Raw genomic sequence first — 17,419 nt, 5'->3', positions numbered from 1 at the left:
GCGCTGCAGGTGATCATCAACCTGCTACGCAGCGCCTCCACAAGTCCACTGCATGTTGCAGATGTAGCGGGCACGGGAGCCGTGCCCGCCACGCTGCACTCAACTGGCGGCGCAGAAGCCGAACTCGGCGGTGGCGCCGGCTGCCAGGGTGCGGTTGAAGTCCACGCCGCTGGCCCTGAGCGTGCTGCCGCTCTGCGACCAGGTCGCGTTCCAGGCGTTGTTGACTGTACCGGTGACCGGCACTGCGATCGACCAGGTGCCGCTGGCGGTGCCGGTGTTGGTCACCTGCACGCGGTTGCAATAGCCGCCGTTCCAGCTGTTGTCCACGATCACCTTGGTGCTGAAGGTGCTGGTGCCCGGGGTGGGCGTCGGAGTTGGCGTTGGCGTGGGGGTAGGCGTCGGTGTCGGTGTGGGCGTAGGTGTGGGAGTCGGCGTCGGCGTGGTATCGCCGGCGGTGCCCCACAGCGTGCGCAGCAGGGTCATCTTGTCCTGGCGCACACTGGTCCAGTCATCGCGCAGGATGCCGCCGGTGTCGCCGCTGTTGGGATTCCACGACCAGTAGAAGCCCTGGTTGATGCCCTTGCTGCGCAGGTACTTCACCAGCGCGTCCTGCCAGGTCTTGTCGCGCGCGTCGCCTTCGCCGTACTTGCCACCGAACTCGCCCAGCAACAGCGCATGCGTGCCGGCGAACTGACCGAAATGGCGTTCCCAGATGGCCGGCATGTTGTTGGGGAAGTTGCTGTCGTTGAAGTACGACTGCACGAACACGTCCGGGCCGTACACGTGCGGGGCCAGCAGCAGGCGGTTGGCCGGGATGTTGAGCGGGGTGCAGCCCAGCGGCTGCAGGTTGCCGCCCCAGAAGATGCCGCCGTTGGTGGAGCACACCGGGTTGTCGGTGATGCCTTCCACCGCGATCAGCCATTTCGGCGCGACCGCCAACACCGCGGCCGAGCCGCGCTCGGCAGCCTTGTTCCAATCGGTGGCGGCGTTGCCGGTGCCCCAGGTGGCGGCGCCGTGCGGTTCGTTCTTCAGATCCAGGCCGAGTACATACGGCACGTTCTTGTAGCGGTTGGCCACAAAGCGCAGGTCGGCCAGCCACTGTGCTTCGGTATAGGAGCCGGTGTACCAGAGCTCGGAAATGCCGGCGCAATCGGGGGTGTGGTGATCCAGCAGCACATACATGCCGCGCGCGTTGAATTCGGCGATCACCTTGTCGAGGATCTGCAGCGAGGTCAGGCCCTGCAGGTCGGCGTTGCGGCTGTAGTCGATGCTGGTCGGCATGGTGTCGCTGCGCAGCGTGGCCGGGCAGAACGGCAGGCGCACGGCGTTGAAGCCCAGGCCCTGCATCTGCACGATCATGTCCTTCCAGTTGCGTGCCCACAGGCCATGCATCACGTGGTTGCCGGTTTCGAAGCCGAACACGTTCACACCCTTGAGCTGCACGACCTTGCCGCTGTCGTCGACGATCTGCCTGCTGCTGTTGATGGAATAGCTGAAGGCCGGCCCGGCGGCCAGTGCGAGGGCGGTGACCAAAGCGAGTGTGCTTGCGGTCCTGAACATGGACATGGTGATCTCCCTAGAGAACCGGGCTCGACACCCGAGCGCGGTAAGGCGGGCATCTTGGTCTGTGCGCGCGTCGGGTGGCGTGATCGTCCCCACAGAAAACACCATTGCCGCACCGATCACATCGCGGCTGCGGGAGCGGTCGCTTTCCCGCACACTAGTGCCCCCTGCGCGCTGTCCGCAGGACTGTCGTTCTTGTCCCTGGAGTGTCCCCCATGTCCTTCCTGCGCACCGAACTGGCGCAATGGCGCGCCTCGCCTGCGCGCGAACTGATGGCTGGCGCCGTTGCCACGTTCGCCCTGATTCCCGAAGTCATCGCCTTTGCGTTCGTTGCAGGCGTGGACCCGCAGGTTGGCTTGTTCGCGTCGTTTGTGATCGGCATCGTGATCGCGTTTTGTGGCGGACGGCCGGCGATGATTTCCGCAGCCGCCGGCTCGGTGGCGCTGGTGGCTGCGCCGCTGGTGGCCACGCACGGGCTGCCGTATCTGCTCGCCGCCGGCCTGCTCGCCGGGCTGGTGCAGATCGTGTTCGGGCTGCTGCGCCTGGGCGTGCTGATGCGCTTTGTCAGCAGCTCGGTGCGGACCGGGTTCGTCAACGCGCTGGCGGTGCTGATCTTCGCCGCGCAGCTGCCGCACCTGCTCGGTGCCAACCCCACCACCTGGGTCACGCTGGGCGTGGGTCTGGCCATCATCTACGGCCTGCCGCGGTTGCGGCTGCCCGGTGTCTCGGCCATTCCCTCGCCGCTGCTGTGCATCCTGTTGCTCACGGTGGCCAGCAGCGCGCTGCACCTGCCGCTGAAGACCGTGGCCGACCTGGGCAAGCTGCCCACCGCGCTGCCGTTCCTGCAATGGCCCGGCGTGCCGTTGACGCTGGAGACCTTGCGCATCATCGCGCTGCCGGCGCTGGCCATTGCAATGGTGGGCCTGCTCGAATCGATGATGACCGCGCGCGTGGTCGATGAACTCACCGACACGCCCAGCAACAAGAACCGCGAATGCACCGGCCTGGGCCTGGCCAATGCGGCCGCCAGCCTGTTCGGCGGCATCGCCGGCTGCGGCATGATCGGGCAGACCGTGGGCAACGTGAAATACGGCGGCCGCGGCCGGCTGTCGACGCTGTTCGCCGGCGTGTTCCTGCTGATCCTGATGGTGCTGCTCAAGCCGTGGGTGTCGCAGGTGCCGGTGGTGGCGTTGGTGGCGATCATGGTGATGGTCTCGGCCGAGACCTTCGACTGGCGCTCGCTGCGCACCGTGATCACCCACCCGCGCACCTCCAGCGTGGTGATGCTGGCCACGGTCGCAGTGACCCTGGCCACCCACAACCTGGCCGCTGGCGTGGCGGTGGGCGTGCTGCTGAGCGGGGTGTTCTTCACCTTCAAGGTGTCCGGACTGCTGCAGATCGTCCCCAGCGACGCGGCCAACGGGCTGCGCACCTACAGCGTGCGCGGGCAGGTGTTCTTCGCCTCGGCCGATGTGTTCATCGACGCCTTCGATGCCCGCGACGTGCCCGGCCAGCAGGTCATCATCGATGTGACCCGCGCGCACTTCTGGGACATCACCGCGGTAGCGGCGCTGGACAAGGTGGTGCAGCGCCTGCGCCACCACGGTTTGCAGGTCCAGGTGCAGGGCCTGAATGCCGCCAGCCGGCGGCTGATGCAGGCTCACGCCCTGGGCGAGGATGCGCTGGAATCGGCGCTGCCCTGAGCCAGGCCGCAGCCCCTGTACCCGCATGGCGTCAGGGGCCGGCAACGGCGGGATTGACCTTGCTGGCCGCGCGCTGAGCGGGGCCGGGCAGCGGACTCAAGTTCACCCCCCAGACGCCGATGAACCGACATCTCTGATTGCGGTGATCTGTCGTGATACCAGTGCGTACCCGCCACAGGCCTGAGCCTGCCTGTCACCGGTGTTCCCGGCGGGCGCCGGTGCGTGCGGTGCCGCCACCATGACCGAAGCGCCGCTGCTGGAACGGATGGTCGACCTGACCGCCATCCGCGACGCCGACCTGCTCGATCTCACCCTGTTGCGCACCGTGCGCGAGGTGTGTGCGGCCGAAGAATTGTCGCTGCTGCGCATCGCCCCCGATGGCCGCAGCATGGCCGAAACCCGGTTGCGCGAGGACGGCCGGCTGTCGCTGACGGTGGCCGAGATCCACGACGCGGCCACGCGCGCGCTGCTGGCGGACGTGCGCGGCCCGGGCGAGGTGGTGCAGCTGCAGCACGACGGCCGCGCGCTGCTGGTCTACCCGATGATGGAAGCGCGCGGCATCCGCACCTGCCTGCGCGTGGGCGGCACGCAGGCCCCCGGCGCTGCCGAGCAGCTCTTGCTGCAGGGCTTTGCACGCTTTTTCCAGAACTACCGCAGCCTGCTCGACGACGCCCAGCGCGACGCACTTACGGGCCTGCGCAATCGCAAGACCTTCGACGACATGATCCTGCGCCTGTTCGCCGCCAACGCGGATGGCGCGCAGGAGAACGCGGTGTGGCTGGGCATCGTGGACATCGACCATTTCAAGCGCGTCAACGACACCTTCGGGCATTTGTATGGCGACGAGGTGCTGCTGCTGGTGGCCCAGCTGATGCAGCGCTGCTTCCGTCAGGACGATCTGCTGTTCCGTTTCGGTGGCGAGGAGTTCGTGATCGTGTTGCGCGGGGTGGACCGCGACACCGCAGTGAGCCTGTTCGAGCGCTTCCGGCGCGCGGTGGCCGAGCACAGTTTCCCGCAAGTGGGCACGGTGACCTTGAGCACCGGCATCGTCGAACTCAGCGATGGCCGGCTGGTCAGCCAGATGCTGGACGAAGCCGACAAGGCGCTGTACTGGGCCAAGCAGCACGGCCGCAACCGCGCGGCGGTGTACAGCGAACTGATCGCCAGCGGGCAGATGCAGCGGGTGGACCAGCAGACCGGCAGCGTGGATCTGTTCTGAGTTTGCATGGCGCCACCGTCAAGGCGCCTCGTACGCTTAGAAGTTCGCGCGCAGGTTGAACAATAGCCGCCGCGGTTCGCCCCAGTAGCCGGAATTGAAGAAGCCCACGTTGCGGTAATAAACCTTGTCGAACAGGTTGGTCACCGTCACGCCCACGCTCAGCTGCTCGTTGATGCGGTAGCGGCCCATCAGATCCACCAGTAGATAGCCGCCCTGGGTGACCCGCCCGCTGCGCGTGATCGGTACGCCGGCCGCGGTGAAGCGCCCGGTGGGGATGGTCTGATTCTGATACACCGCGCTCTGCCAGCTGATCCCGCCGCCCAGGGTCCAGTCGCCGAACCGGTAGGTGGTGTTGAAGCGCGCCAGGTGCATCGGGCTGGTGGTGAACACCCGCGCGCCGCGCTGGTCGGTGCTGTAGGCGTAGGTGTAGCCGCCGGTCATGCTCCAGTCCGGGGTGATCGCGCCGGAGACTTCGAACTCGCCGCCCCAGGTTTCCACGCCCGACACCGCGCGATACGCAGAGCTGCCATCGGGCAGGCTGTTGGGCGCCACTTCCGGATCGATTTCGGCCACGTTGTCCTGTTGCATGTGGAAGCCGTTGAGCGCGGCGTAGAGCGCACCGCCAAAGAACTCGCCCTTGAAGCCGTATTCGAGATTGGCACTCACCACCGGATTCAGTTGCTGGTTGGTGCGGTCGCGCAGGTTCTGTGCCTGGAACACATCCGAGTACGACACAAACGCCGAGAGTTGCCGGCTCAGATCGTAGATCGCGCCCAGATACGGGGTGAGCGCGTTGGCGTCGTAGTCGGCGCTGCGTCCGGCGAACTGATTGGCCGGCGAATAGTTGTCCGTGGCGGTGTTCCAGCTGGAATACCGCGCACCGCCAATCAGCTTCAACGCATCGGTGGGATTGAGCCGCACGGCCGCGTAATAGCCGGTTTCCTGCGTGTTGGTGATGCTGCTGGGGATGCCGGCATTGGTGGTGGTTGGCCGGCCCACATCGCCATTCCAGTCGAAGATGCTGGGGAAGGCGGTCAGGCTGTAAGGACGCGCGGTGATGGCGGTGCGCAGCGTGCCGAGATCGCGGTCGTAGTGATTGGCGCCGACCACCAGCTCGTGCGCACGGCCCAACCACTGGAACGGGCCGGAAGCGTAGAGATCCAGCGCGTTCTCGCGGGTTTCCGACACGCCGTAGGTGTCGGACACGCGCAATCCCAACCCGGTGCGCGCATCGGCGAACGAGGCGCTGTTGGAGCCGGCAAACAGCAGGCTGTCGGTATCGGTGGCGCGATGGTTGTAGGCAAGCCGCCCGCTCCAGCCGCCGGCAAATTGCTGTTCCAGCGTTGCGAAGACATTGGTGCTTTCGCGCTCCCACCGGTTCCAGCGTGCTGCGGCGCTGTAGGAGCGCGGCAGCCGTGCCGGTGTGCCATCGCTGAAGAACAGCGGCGCGGCACTCCACGCACCGCCATCGGAGTGCGTGGCGAGGTGGTCGATGCCCGCGCGCAGCCGCGTGCTGTCGGTGAGGTCGGCTTCGAGCACGCCGTACATGCTGGGCGAGCGGTCCTGCTGGAAGCGCACCCAGCTGTCCTTTTCGGTGTAGGCGCCCACCACGCGGCCGCGCACGCGCCCGCCGGAGGTCAGCGGGCCGGCAACGTCCAGCTCGGCGCGGCGGTAATCCCATGAGCCAACATTGAGGCTGGTACTGGCCTGAAATTCCGTGGTGGGGCGCTTGCGCACCATGTTGACGGTGGCCGATGGATTACCCGAGCCGGTCACCAGGCCACTGGCGCCGCGCACCACTTCGATACGCTCGTAGATCGAGGTGTCGCTGAGGATCGAATTGCCGCCCGCGCCGGTGGTGTAGTTGGTCGGCACGCCATCGAACATGAAGTTGTTGATTGCAAATCCGCGCGCAGCGAACAGCGTGCGGTTGCTGTCGTAGGACTGCACGGTGACGCCTGGCGTCTGCTGCAACACCTCGGCGATGGTGATGAGGTTGAAGTCTTCGATGCGCTGGCGGGTGAATACCGTTAGCGATTGCGGCGTCTCGCGCAGCGTCAGCGGCAACTTGGTGGCGGTATTGGTGCCCCGCACCTGGTAGCCCTCGGTGCGGCCGGTCACCAGCACCTGGTCCAGCGTGTTCGCTGTCGGTGCGGGGGCATTGTCCTGTGCATGCGCGGCGGTGGCACACAACGCACAGGCGCACTGCAGCGCCAGGAACAAGCGGGAGTGGGCGCGAACGGAGCGCAGCAGGGCAACGGGCATGGACACACTCGGCAACGAAGGGGAGGGCACGCGCATGCGCCAGGCACGGCGTTGCCGCCACTGGGTCAGGCACGTTGCGCAGCGCGTAAGTGAGAATGAATATTATTAAAGTTGCGCGCGGGCGTCGAGTACGTACGTGCTGTGCAACCCATCCAATGGCACGTGGCGTCGCTGCGTGGTGGCCTACACTCCGGGGCTGTCTTTGATCACACCGGGGTGCTGCTGTGAAGCGAGTTGGACTGGGAATGCTGGCAATGGCGGTCTCCACCGCACTGATGGCGGCAACGCCGACATTCGATGGCGCGCGCATCTCGCGCGACGTCAAGGAGCTGGCCTCCGACGCCTACGAAGGCCGCGGCCCGGCCACTGCCGGCGAAGAAAAGACCATTGCCTACCTGAGCACGCAGTTTGCCGCAGCTGGCTTGCAGCCCGGTGGCGATCTTGCCGATGGCAAGCGCCTGTGGACGCAGGCGGTGCCGCTGCGGCGCGCCGATATCGTGGGCACGCCGCGTATTACGGTTCAGGGCGGCAGCGCGCCGCAGACCCTGACCCAAGGCAAGGAGATCGCGATCCGCGCGGCAATGGACGGCTCGTCCAAGGTCGATATCGCCAACGCGCCGCTGGTGTTCGTCGGCTACGGCGTCAAGGCGCCCGAGCGCGACTGGGACGACTTCAAGGGTGTCGACCTCAAGGGCAAGATCGCCGTGGTGCTGATCAACGACCCGGATTTCGAGACCGGCAAGGGCGCCTTCGATGGCAAGGGCATGACCTACTACGGCCGCTGGACCTACAAGTACGAAGAAGGCGCGCGCCAGGGCGCACTCGGCGTGCTGGTGGTGCATGAAACCGCGCCGGCCTCCTACGGCTGGGACACCGTGGCCAGCTCCAACACCAACACCATGTTCGACGTGGTGCGCGACAACCCGCGCGCCGCGCATCCCACGCTGGAAGGCTGGGTCCAGCGTGATCTGGCCGCGCGTCTGTTCACGCAGGCCGGCCTGGATTTCGACACCTTGAAGAAGCAGGCGCAGACCCGCGCATTCAAGCCGGTGGAACTCAAGGGGCAGCGCTTGAGTGGCAGCTACACGGTCAAGTCGGATGTGATCACCTCGCACAACGTGGTCGCGCGCCTGGAAGGCAGCACCCATCCCGACGAGACGCTGATCTACAGCGCGCACTGGGACCACATCGGCGTGGGCAAACCCGATGCACGCGGCGACACCATCTTCAACGGCGCGCTGGACAACGCCAGCGGTACGGCCGCATTGCTGGAGCTGGCGCGCGGTTTCGCCAAGGGGCCGAAGCCGGAGCGCTCGGTGGTGTTCCTGGCGGTCACCGCCGAGGAAAAAGGCCTGCTCGGTTCGGAGTTCTACGCCTCCAAGCCGCTGTACCCGCTGGCGACCACGGTGGCGGTGATCAACATGGACGGCATGAACCCGTTCGTGCCCTCGCGCGATTTCGGTATCTACGGCACCGCCAAGCTGGAGTTGCTGGATCAACTCAAGACCGTCGCCGGGCAGTGGAAGCTGCGCTACACGCCCGATCCCAAGCCGGAGGCGGGCTACTTCTTCCGCTCCGATCATTTCTCTTTCGCCAAGCGTGGCGTGCCGGCGTTGTCGTATGCGGCCGGCCAGGATTGGGAAGTGGGCGGCGTGGCCGCAGGCAAGGCGGCATCGGACGACTACACCGCCAAGCGCTATCACCAGCAGGGCGATGAGTGGAAGCCGGACTGGACCTTCGCCGGTGCCGCACGCGATCTGGGCATTCTCTACGCCCTGGGCCAGCAGCTGGCCGATGCGCGTACCTGGCCGAACTGGAGCAGCGATTCGGAATTCCGCGCCACCCGCGACACCAGTGCGGACGCGCGTAAGTAACGCCGTGTAGCGACGCTGCTGCGTCGATATGTGGAGATTTAGGCTGCCGGCGCTCACTGCGCCGGCAGTAGCGCGCAGAGTTCGCGTGCGCGTTGCGGAGTGGTAGGCAAGGTTGCGTCAGCGATGGAGCACGCAGTGCGGCAATGGGAAGCCGTCCTGTGTGCATCGGCCCAGGCGTGCGTGGCATGGCGACGCACGGGCGAAGCCAGCTCCCGCAATAGAACTGACGCCGCATGTAGTTCGCGTGCTACCACCGCTGCCGATTGCACGGCCGGGATTCGGTGCATGCATCCCAGGCGCGTGAGCTACTGCCACGCGCATGTTCTGCAGTCTCCGAACAACAAGCAGGCTCCAAGCAACAGGCCTTGGAGAAAGGCATCCGCACAACCACAGCACCATGATATGTCGATTGCGGTGCGCATTCTCATAGCGACCGCTCGGCAGCCTCCGCATGACCTGGCCTGCACGCCCAGCTATCCAGCCCAACCGCAACGTAGTGAGGGATGACGCCCCACCCACGACACTCACATCTGTCCAAGGTGCATGCGTGCAGCACACCATCGACACCGCGCAGTCGCTGACATCGGCAAACACGAGGCAACTGCCGCAGCACGCCCGCCCACAGGCAGTTGCTCCCAAACGTGACCATGCGCATGTCGCCTTCACCGCGCTCAGGTAAGGTCGGCGCAATCGCAGGCGGTGAGTGGAATGGAACAACAGCAACTCGTGTTTTTGGTCATCCTCGTGGTGGCACTGGTGTTGTTCATCAGCGAGAAGCTGCGGGTCGACCTGGTGGCGATGCTGGCGACACTCGCGTTGACCCTCACCGGCATCCTCACCCCGACCCAGGCTTTGTCCGGGTTTTCCAGTGAGCCGGCGATCATTGTCGCGGCGGTGTTCGTGTTGTCGGCTGGCTTGTCGGCCACCGGCATCACCGACCGTATCGGCGCGGCGATCGGGCGCGCCGCCGGCGGGCGCGAGTGGCGCGCCATCGCGGTCACCATGCCGGCCACCGCAGCCCTGGCGGCGTTTTCGCACCATCTGATGATCACCGCGATGATGTTGCCGGTGATGATGCGGCTGGCCCGCGAGCAGAAGCTGGCCGCCTCGCGGCTGCTGATGCCGATGTCGCTGGCGGCCTCGCTGGGCACCACCTTGACCCTGATCAGCGCGCCGGCCTTTCTGCTCGCCAATGCCGCGCTGGAACGCGGCGGCCACGGGCGGCTGGACCTGTTCGCCGTCACCCCGATCGGCGCGGTGCTGGTCGGCGTGGGCATGCTCTACATGCTCGCCGGGCGCTGGCTGCTGCCCAAGCGGCAGGGCGAAGACGATGGCGGCGCGGACTATCTGCGCCTGGAGCGCTATTACACCGAACTGCTGGTCGACGCCGACGCGCCCTGGGTAGGCCGGCCGTTGGCCGAGTTCGAGGCTGCGTTCACCGAACGGCTGCAGGTAGTGGATTGGTTGCGCAACGGCATGCGCCGGCGTCGCAGCAGCAACGAGGGCCTGCTGCGCGCCGGCGATGTGCTGCTGGTGCGCGCCTCGCCGGACGAGATCGCCTCGGTCAAGGATGAGCCGGGTTTGTCGTTGCATGCGGTGGCCAAGTATGGCGAGCAGCCGCGCGAGGATCGCGCCGACCCGCAGCGTCCACACGAGGCACTGGGCGAAGAGCAGCTGGTGCAGGCGGTGGTGGCACCGCATTCGGAATTCGTCGGGCGTTCGGTGTCGCGTATCGATTTCCTGCACACCATGGGCGTGGTGGTGGTCGGGCTGTGGCGCAAGGAAGGCTGGCTGCATGGCGAGTTGTCCGAGCTGCAGCTGCAGGAAGGCGACCTGCTGGTGTTGTGGGGCCGGCAGCACACCTTCCAGCAACTGTCCCAGCACCGCGGTTTCTTGATGCTGATGCCGTTCGACGGCCGCCGCAGCCGGCGCCGGCGCGCACCGTTAGCAATGGCCATCATGCTGGCCGCCGTGGCGGCAGCCGCGGCCGAATGGCTGCCACCGCATATCGCCTTCCTGCTCGGCGCGGTGGCCATGGTGCTCACCCGTTGCGTGAGCATCGAACAGGCCTACGCCGAAATCGACGTGCGCATTTACGTGATGATCGCCGGGGTGATTCCGCTCGGCATGGCGATGGATCAGACCGGCACCGCGCGCTGGCTGGCCGAGCATGTGCTGGCGCACGCGCACGGCCTGTCGCCGCTGAGCCTGCTGCTGTTGATGTTTGCCGCCGCCGCATTGCTGACTCAGGTGTTGTCCGATGCCGCCACCACGGTGCTGTTGACGCCGGTGGCGCTGGCCCTGGCGCAGGGGCTGGGATTGCCGCCGATTCCGTTCGTGGTGTGCACCGCGATGGGCGCGGTGGCCTCGTTCCTCACCCCGATCGGCCACCACGGCAACCTGCTGATCCTCAATCCCGGCCAGTACCGGTTTGCCGATTTCCTGCGCGTGGGCGTGCCGCTGACGGTGCTGATCGCGTTTGCCTCCGCATGGATGGCGCGCTATCTGTGGCTGGGCGGGCCGTTGCTGCCCTTCGCCTGGCCGTGACAGCCAGCGCGCCAGGCTGCAATCTGTTGGGGTAGCGTTCGGTCGCTGCGGCGTAGTCTGCCGCGCGGTCCTCGTCGGGAGGGGCGAAGACCGCAAACGGTGGCCTTCGGTTCCTTTAACGAACGATTCTTTAGGATGAGCCGCGACGTGAAGTCGCAGCCAGGAGAGCTTGTGCATTGGAGTTGTTCTACTGCGACGTGGTCGCACACCGTCGGGATCGCCCGTAACACGGTGCGCGTGGCAACGTTGCCGCGCACGCCATTGGCCATCTCGTTTCAGCCCGCAATGTCGCCGCAGATGCGCGACGGGCAGCCCTGATGGACGGCACCGTGACCCTTTCCCCTGCACCAACCGATCTACCTCCCGTCTCCAGCCTCGATGCCGGCCAGCCCACGCTGCCGCCGGAAGCGCCGCTGGCAATGCCCGAACAATCCCTGCGCGAAGGCAGCCTGCAGGTACGCCACCAGCGCACCTCGCCGATGGGCATCGGCCTGCGCCGCTTCTATCTGATCGGCGGCACGCTGACCGCCACCGCGGTGGCGGTGTGGGTGATGCTCAGCGTGCTGTGGCCCGGCGGCTTCAGCGTGCTGGAAGGCTGTTTGCTGGGCCTGTTCGTATTGCTGTTCGCCTGGATTGCGATGTCCTTCGCCAGCGCGGTGGCCGGCTTCATCACCGTGGTCGCACGCGCCGGGCGCAAGCTCGGCATCGATCCGGATGCGCCGTTGCCCAGCCTGCACACGCGCACCGCGTTGCTGATGCCCACCTACAACGAAGACCCGCGCCGCCTGTTGGCCGGCCTGCAGGCGATCTACGAATCGGTCGCAGAAACCGGGCAACTGGAGCACTTCGATTTCTTCGTGCTCAGCGATACCACCCGCGAGCACATCGGCCGCGCCGAAGAACAGGTGTATGCCGAACTGTGTGACAGCGTCGGCGGGCATGGCCGCATCTTCTACCGCCGCCGCGCCGACAACGCCGCGCGCAAGGCCGGCAACGTGGCCGACTGGGTGCGCCGTTTTGGCGGCAACTACCCGCAGATGCTGATCCTGGACGCCGACAGCGTGATGACCGGCGACACCATCGTGCGCCTGGTCGCCGGCATGGAAGACAACCCGGACGTGGGCCTGATCCAGACCTTGCCGGCGGTGGTGAACGGGCAGACCCTGTTCGCCCGGATGCAGCAGTTCGGCGGCCGCGTGTACGGGCCGATCATCGCCTTCGGCGTGGCCTGGTGGCATGGCGCGGAAAGCAATTACTGGGGCCACAACGCCATCATCCGCACCCAGGCGTTTGCCGATCACGCCGGGCTGCCGTCGCTGCGTGGGCGCAAGCCCTTCGGCGGCCATGTGCTCAGCCATGACTTTGTCGAAGCGGCACTGATGCGGCGCGGCGGCTGGGCCATGCACATGGTGCCGTACCTGCAGGGCAGCTACGAAGAAGGCCCGCCCACGCTCACCGACCTGCTGGTCCGCGACCGCCGTTGGTGCCAGGGCAACCTGCAGCACGCCAAGGTGGTCGGCGCCAAGGGCCTGCACTGGATCAGCCGCATGCACATGATGATCGGCATCGGGCATTACTTCACCGCGCCGATGTGGGGCATGTTGATGCTGGTGGGTATCGGCATTCCGCTGGCAGGCGCGGGCATCGATCTTGCGCAGGGCCTGCCGTTCTCGCCGGCGCGCTACTGGCACGGCAGCAGCGACGGCAACGCGATCTGGATCTTCGTCTGCACCATGTTCGTGTTGCTCGCGCCCAAATTGCTTGGCTATATCGCCCTGCTGCTCAACCCGCGCGAACGCCGCGCCTGCGGGGGTGCGATCCGCGCCGCGTTGAGCATCCTGCTGGAGACCGTGCTGGCGGCCTTGATGGCGCCGGTGGTGATGTACCTGCAATCGCGCGGCGTGTTCGAAGTGCTGGCCGGCAAGGATTCGGGCTGGGATGCGCAGGTGCGCGACGACGGCAAGCTCTCGTGGCCGGCGCTGATCCGCAGCTACGGCGGCCTGAGCGTGTTCGGCCTGTTCATGGGCACGCTGGCCTACCTGGTGTCGCCGTCGCTGGCGGCATGGATGGCGCCGGTGATCGTGGGCATGGTGGTGTCGATCCCGGTGGTGGCGGTGACCTCGCTGCGCCGCACCGGACTGGCACTGCGCCGCGCCGGCATCTTCTGCATCCCTGAAGAACTCGACCCGCCCAAGGTGCTGGTGCGTGCGTCCGAACTGCGCCGCGCCGCCGCACTCGAACCGCCGCTGATCTGAGCGGCCCACGGCGCGTGTTACCGCGGCCGCGCTCGCTGGCAGGCAGCACCCGGCGCCACCGGCGGCCTTGCGCAGCGCGCTGAGCGCACAGGGACGCAAGGCATAATGCCCAGCCTTGTCACCGGAAGGTGGATGATGCTGGACGTGATTGAACGCGAGACCGGACCGAACCCGCAGTGGGCGGTGATCTGGCTGCATGGCCTGGGTGCGGACGGCAGCGACTTTGCGCCGATGGTGCCGGAACTGGTGCGCCCGCAGTGGCCGGCGCTGCGCTTCGTGTTCCCGCATGCGCCAATCCGCCCGATCACCATCAACAACGGCGTGCGCATGCGCGGCTGGTACGACATCGTCGGCATGGACTTTGCCCAGCGCGCGGACAAGGTCGGCATCGCCGAGTCGGTGGCCCAGGTCGAGGCCTTGATTGCCAACGAACACGCGCGCGGCATTGCGCCCGAACGCATCCTGCTGGCCGGCTTCTCGCAAGGCGGCGCGGTCACCCTGGCAGTGGGCCTGCAGCGTCGCGTGCCGTTGGCCGGGTTGATCGCCATGTCCACCTATCTGCCCGATCCGGCCGCCGCCGCCAGCCAACTGCAGCCGGGCGCGCTGGCGCAACCACTGTTCATGGCGCATGGCAGCGCCGACCCGGTGGTGCCTTACCGCGCCGGCGAACAGAGTGCGCAGGCCCTGCAGGCACTGGGGTTCACGCTGGAATGGCATAGCTACCCGATGGGCCACCAGGTCTGCGTGGAAGAGATCGACGCCCTGCGCGACTGGATGCAGGCGCGCTTCACCGCCGTCTGAGCCATGGCCCACACCGCGCCGCAGATTGCCTGGATGCCGGACCTGTGCCGGCTGCCACGGTTGGGCGCCATGCTGGGACTGGCCGAACTGGTGGTGCTGGTGGTGACCCTGGTGCCCGACGCCGGCGCGGCGCGCAGCATCACCCTGTCGCGCTTTGTCTCTGCCAGCGGCCTGGCGCTGTGGCTGGCGCTGGCGGTCAGCGTGCTGCTGTGCGTACTGCGGCCGGCGTTGTCGCGGCTGCCGCCCCGGCTGGGCGGGCTGGCTGCGTTGTCGATCGCCGCAGTGGTCGCCATGCTGGGTGCCGGCATCGTGCATGGCCTGTACGCGGTGCTCGACCAGGCCCCGCTCGGCCCGCTGGTCGGGTTCTGGCGTTTTACGCTCGGCAGTGCGGCCACGGTGGTGCTGATCACCGCGCTGGCGCTGCGCTATTTCTACGTCAGCGACCGCTGGGAAGCGCAGGTGCAGGCCAACGCCCGCGCCGAAGCCGATGCGCTGCAGGCGCGCATCCGCCCGCATTTCCTGTTCAATAGCATGAACCTCATCGCCAGCCTGCTGCGGCGCGACCCGGTGGTGGCCGAACAGGCAGTGCTGGACCTGTCGGACCTGTTCCGCGCCGCGTTGGGGGCGGGCGAGGGCGTGTCCACACTGCGCGCCGAATGCGAGCTGGCCGAGCGTTACCTGGCCATCGAATCGCTGCGCCTGGGCGATCGTCTGCAGGTGCGCTGGCACAAGCAGGAACCGCTGCCGTGGGCGTTGCCGATGCCGCGGCTGGTGCTGCAGCCGCTGGTGGAAAACGCGGTGCTGCACGGGGTGTCGCGCATGCCCGAGGGCGGCACCTTGTACCTGTCGCTGCGGCAGCGCGGCAGCCAGTTGCAGATCCGTATCGTCAATCCGGCACCGCAGCCCGGCACTCAGGCGCCGCTGGTGGTGGCGGGCGCCGGGCATGCCCAGGCCAGCATCTCGCACCGGTTGGCGTTTCAATTCGGTGCCGGGGCACGGATGGCGGCCGGCTGGTCGGAGGGCTACTATGCCTGCGAGATCACATTACCGTTGAAGTGAGGGGGAATCACTTCAGCGAGGGGGATGTCCATGACGGCCACGCAAGTGCGGGTCCTGATCGCCGATGACGAGCCACTGGCGCGCGAGCGCCTGCGCCTGCTGCTGGGCGAGCATCTGCATGTGCAGGTGGTGGGCGAGGCCGAGAACGGCGAGCAGGTCCTGCAGCTGTGCGAGCAGCAGCAACCGGACCTGGTGCTGCTGGACATCGCCATGCCCGGGGTCGACGGCCTGGAAACCGCGCGCCTGCTGCGCCAGCGCCCGCAACCGCCCGCGGTGGTGTTCTGCACCGCCTACGACCAGCACGCACTGTCGGCCTTCGATGCGGCCGCACTGGACTACCTGATGAAACCCGTGCGCCCCGAGCGCCTTGCTGCCGCGCTGCAACGCGTGGCGACCTACCTGGCCGGGCGCACCCCCAGCCTCGCGCCGGCCGCGCCGCTGCGCACCCACCTGTGCGCGCGGCTGCGCGGCAGCCTGCGGTTGATCGCGATCCAGGACGTCCGCTATCTACAGGCGGAAGAGAAGTACGTCATCGTCCACCACGCCCGGGGCGAGGACCTCATCGAAGAGTCGCTCAAATCGCTGGAAGACGAATTCGCCGAGCGCCTGGTGCGCATCCACCGCAATTGCCTGGTCGCCCGCGAGGAGCTGGTGGAACTGCGCCGCAGCGGCGATGGCCAGGTGCATGCGGTGCTGCGCAACGTGCCGCAGACCCTGGAAGTGAGCCGGCGCTGTGTGGCCAGCCTGCGCGAACAACTGCGCCAGGTATGAGTTGGGCGTCGTGTCCGCGATAATGGCGGCATGACCACGCTGCGCATCGCCACCCGTAAGAGCCCGCTTGCCCTCTGGCAGAGCGAACACGTCGCCACCGCGCTGCGCCAGCACCACCCCGGGCTGGAGGTCGTGCTGGTGCCGATGAGCACCCGCGGCGATGAAGTGCTGGACCGCTCGCTGGCCGCCATCGGCGGCAAGGGCCTGTTCCTCAAGGAGCTGGAGCTGGCCATGCTGCGCGGCGAGGCCGATTGCGCCGTGCACTCGCTCAAGGACGTGCCGATGGAGCTGGACGCGCCGTTCGTGCTGCCGGCCATCCTGGAACGCGGCGACCCGGCCGATGCGCTGGTGTCCAACCTCTACGCCACCTTGCAGGCCCTGCCGCTGGGCGCACGCGTGGGTACCTCGTCGTTGCGCCGCCAGGCGCAACTGCGCGCCGCGCGCCCGGACCTGGAATTGATCGACCTGCGCGGCAACGTCAACACCCGCCTGGCCAAGCTCGACAACGGCGGCTACGACGCCATCGTGCTGGCCTGCGCCGGCCTGCAGCGGCTGGGCCTGGAAGCCCGCATCACCGCGCGGCTGGACGCACCGGAGTGGCTGCCCGCCCCGGCGCAAGGCGCGGTGGCGGTGGAATGCCGCGGCGACGAAGCCCGCATCCACGACCTGCTGGCAGTGCTGGATGCTGGCCGCACGCGTGCCTGCGTGGAGGCCGAGCGCGCGATGAATCGCGCCCTGCACGGCAGTTGCCACGTGCCGGTGGCCGCCTTCGCGCGCTGGGAAGGCGAGGACCTGTTCCTGCAGGGCATGGTGGGCAGTGCCAGCGACGGCCGCCTGATCCACGCCGAGGCGCACGGCAGCCCTGACGCCACCGAAGACCTCGGCCGCCGCGTCGCCGACGGCCTGTTCGAAAAGGGCGCCGCACAGCTGCTGGCGGAGCTGTAAGCGCTAGCCAGACCGTAGGAGCGGCCTTGGCCGCGACGCGTTATCGATACCGATACCGATCACGCTGACACTGGCACTGGCACTGGCACTGGCACTGGCACTGGCACTTATCGGCAGAGCCCTCGCGGCCAAGGCCGCTCTACGCCAGCGGTCCATTGTTGCTGCATGGCCGATGGCGAGATGCACGCTTGTCTAGGACATCACGCCATCGCCGATGGCGTGCTTGAGGTGCGCCCACCGCAGCTGCCGCGGAGCTGCAAGCCGCCAGCCATCTCGTAGGAGCAGCCTTGGCCGCGAACGCGTTACCGATAACGCCGACGCTAACACCTGATCGGCAGAGCCCTCGCGGCCAAGGCCGCTCCTACGCTAGCGGTCCATGGCTGATGCATGGCCGATGACGAGACGCAGCCCTGTCTA

Annotated in this window: 11 protein-coding genes; 9 read left to right on the top strand and 2 right to left on the bottom strand. The window is 67.3% G+C overall.

The genetic code is table 11. The features are described from left to right. Positions 1 to 99 precede the first annotated feature (99 nt). Positions 100 to 1,566, bottom strand: a complete 1,467-nt coding sequence (locus ACD584_RS21480) for a cellulase family glycosylhydrolase (RefSeq protein ID WP_076037245.1) — start codon at positions 1,564 to 1,566, stop codon at positions 100 to 102. Between the two features lie 212 nt (positions 1,567 to 1,778). Here ACD584_RS21480 and ACD584_RS21475 point away from each other — a divergent pair, with 212 nt between their 5' ends. Together ACD584_RS21475 and ACD584_RS21470 are read left to right on the top strand one after the other, a co-directional pair. Further along, entirely contained in the window at positions 1,779 to 3,266 is a 1,488-nt protein-coding gene (locus ACD584_RS21475; RefSeq protein ID WP_040940574.1) for a SulP family inorganic anion transporter, read from the top strand. Between the two features lie 238 nt (positions 3,267 to 3,504). After that, entirely contained in the window at positions 3,505 to 4,485 is a 981-nt protein-coding gene (locus ACD584_RS21470) for a GGDEF domain-containing protein (protein ID WP_175611690.1), read from the top strand. A gap of 36 nt (positions 4,486 to 4,521) precedes the next feature. Here the strand turns inward: ACD584_RS21470 and ACD584_RS21465 are convergent, their stop codons facing one another. Then, positions 4,522 to 6,750 carry a TonB-dependent siderophore receptor gene (locus ACD584_RS21465; protein ID WP_228438127.1) on the bottom strand — a complete coding sequence of 743 codons (2,229 nt, stop codon included), beginning with the start codon at positions 6,748 to 6,750 and terminating at the stop codon, positions 4,522 to 4,524. Positions 6,751 to 6,974: 224 nt separating this feature from the next. On the opposite strand from ACD584_RS21465, the gene ACD584_RS21460 reads away from it, so the two are divergent. The 7 genes from ACD584_RS21460 (at position 6,975) to hemC (ending at position 17,002) form a co-directional block, all read left to right on the top strand. Then, entirely contained in the window at positions 6,975 to 8,624 is a 1,650-nt protein-coding gene (locus ACD584_RS21460) for a M28 family metallopeptidase (protein ID WP_076037242.1), read from the top strand. Between the two features lie 708 nt (positions 8,625 to 9,332). Then, on the top strand, positions 9,333 to 11,171 hold the full coding sequence (locus ACD584_RS21455; protein WP_162277053.1) for an SLC13 family permease: 1,839 nt from the start codon (positions 9,333 to 9,335) through the stop codon (positions 11,169 to 11,171). A gap of 317 nt (positions 11,172 to 11,488) precedes the next feature. Further along, on the top strand, positions 11,489 to 13,426 hold the full coding sequence (mdoH, locus tag ACD584_RS21450; protein ID WP_012437319.1) for a glucans biosynthesis glucosyltransferase MdoH: 1,938 nt from the start codon (positions 11,489 to 11,491) through the stop codon (positions 13,424 to 13,426). A gap of 132 nt (positions 13,427 to 13,558) precedes the next feature. Further along, positions 13,559 to 14,227 (top strand): alpha/beta hydrolase, encoded by a 669-nt coding sequence (locus ACD584_RS21445; RefSeq protein ID WP_175611872.1) that lies wholly within the window; start codon positions 13,559 to 13,561, stop codon positions 14,225 to 14,227. A 3-nt stretch (positions 14,228 to 14,230) separates the two neighbouring features. Then, a complete protein-coding gene (locus tag ACD584_RS21440; RefSeq protein WP_076037239.1) occupies positions 14,231 to 15,286 on the top strand; it encodes a sensor histidine kinase in 1,056 nt (351 codons plus the stop codon). A gap of 30 nt (positions 15,287 to 15,316) precedes the next feature. Beyond that, entirely contained in the window at positions 15,317 to 16,057 is a 741-nt protein-coding gene (locus ACD584_RS21435; RefSeq protein ID WP_014509046.1) for a LytTR family DNA-binding domain-containing protein, read from the top strand. Between the two features lie 30 nt (positions 16,058 to 16,087). Continuing rightward, entirely contained in the window at positions 16,088 to 17,002 is a 915-nt protein-coding gene (gene hemC / locus ACD584_RS21430) for a hydroxymethylbilane synthase (RefSeq protein WP_076037238.1), read from the top strand. The last annotated feature ends 417 nt before the right edge of the window (positions 17,003 to 17,419 follow it).

Source organism: Xanthomonas sp. NCPPB 2922 (assembly GCF_041520885.1).
In the GTDB taxonomy this organism is placed as follows: domain Bacteria; phylum Pseudomonadota; class Gammaproteobacteria; order Xanthomonadales; family Xanthomonadaceae; genus Xanthomonas; species Xanthomonas campestris.
The sequence above is the reverse complement of the archived record's forward strand: the minus strand, read 5'-3'. Positions and strand labels throughout refer to the sequence as shown.

Coding starts and splice junctions, on each gene's coding strand:
- ACD584_RS21480 (WP_076037245.1), bottom strand. CDS start 1,566: ATGTCCATGTTCAGGACCGCAAGCACACTCGCTTTGGTCACCGCCCTC.
- ACD584_RS21475 (WP_040940574.1), top strand. CDS start 1,779: ATGTCCTTCCTGCGCACCGAACTGGCGCAATGGCGCGCCTCGCCTGCG.
- ACD584_RS21470 (WP_175611690.1), top strand. CDS start 3,505: ATGACCGAAGCGCCGCTGCTGGAACGGATGGTCGACCTGACCGCCATC.
- ACD584_RS21465 (WP_228438127.1), bottom strand. CDS start 6,750: ATGCCCGTTGCCCTGCTGCGCTCCGTTCGCGCCCACTCCCGCTTGTTC.
- ACD584_RS21455 (WP_162277053.1), top strand. CDS start 9,333: ATGGAACAACAGCAACTCGTGTTTTTGGTCATCCTCGTGGTGGCACTG.
- mdoH (WP_012437319.1), top strand. CDS start 11,489: ATGGACGGCACCGTGACCCTTTCCCCTGCACCAACCGATCTACCTCCC.
- ACD584_RS21445 (WP_175611872.1), top strand. CDS start 13,559: ATGATGCTGGACGTGATTGAACGCGAGACCGGACCGAACCCGCAGTGG.
- ACD584_RS21440 (WP_076037239.1), top strand. CDS start 14,231: ATGGCCCACACCGCGCCGCAGATTGCCTGGATGCCGGACCTGTGCCGG.
- ACD584_RS21435 (WP_014509046.1), top strand. CDS start 15,317: ATGACGGCCACGCAAGTGCGGGTCCTGATCGCCGATGACGAGCCACTG.
- hemC (WP_076037238.1), top strand. CDS start 16,088: ATGACCACGCTGCGCATCGCCACCCGTAAGAGCCCGCTTGCCCTCTGG.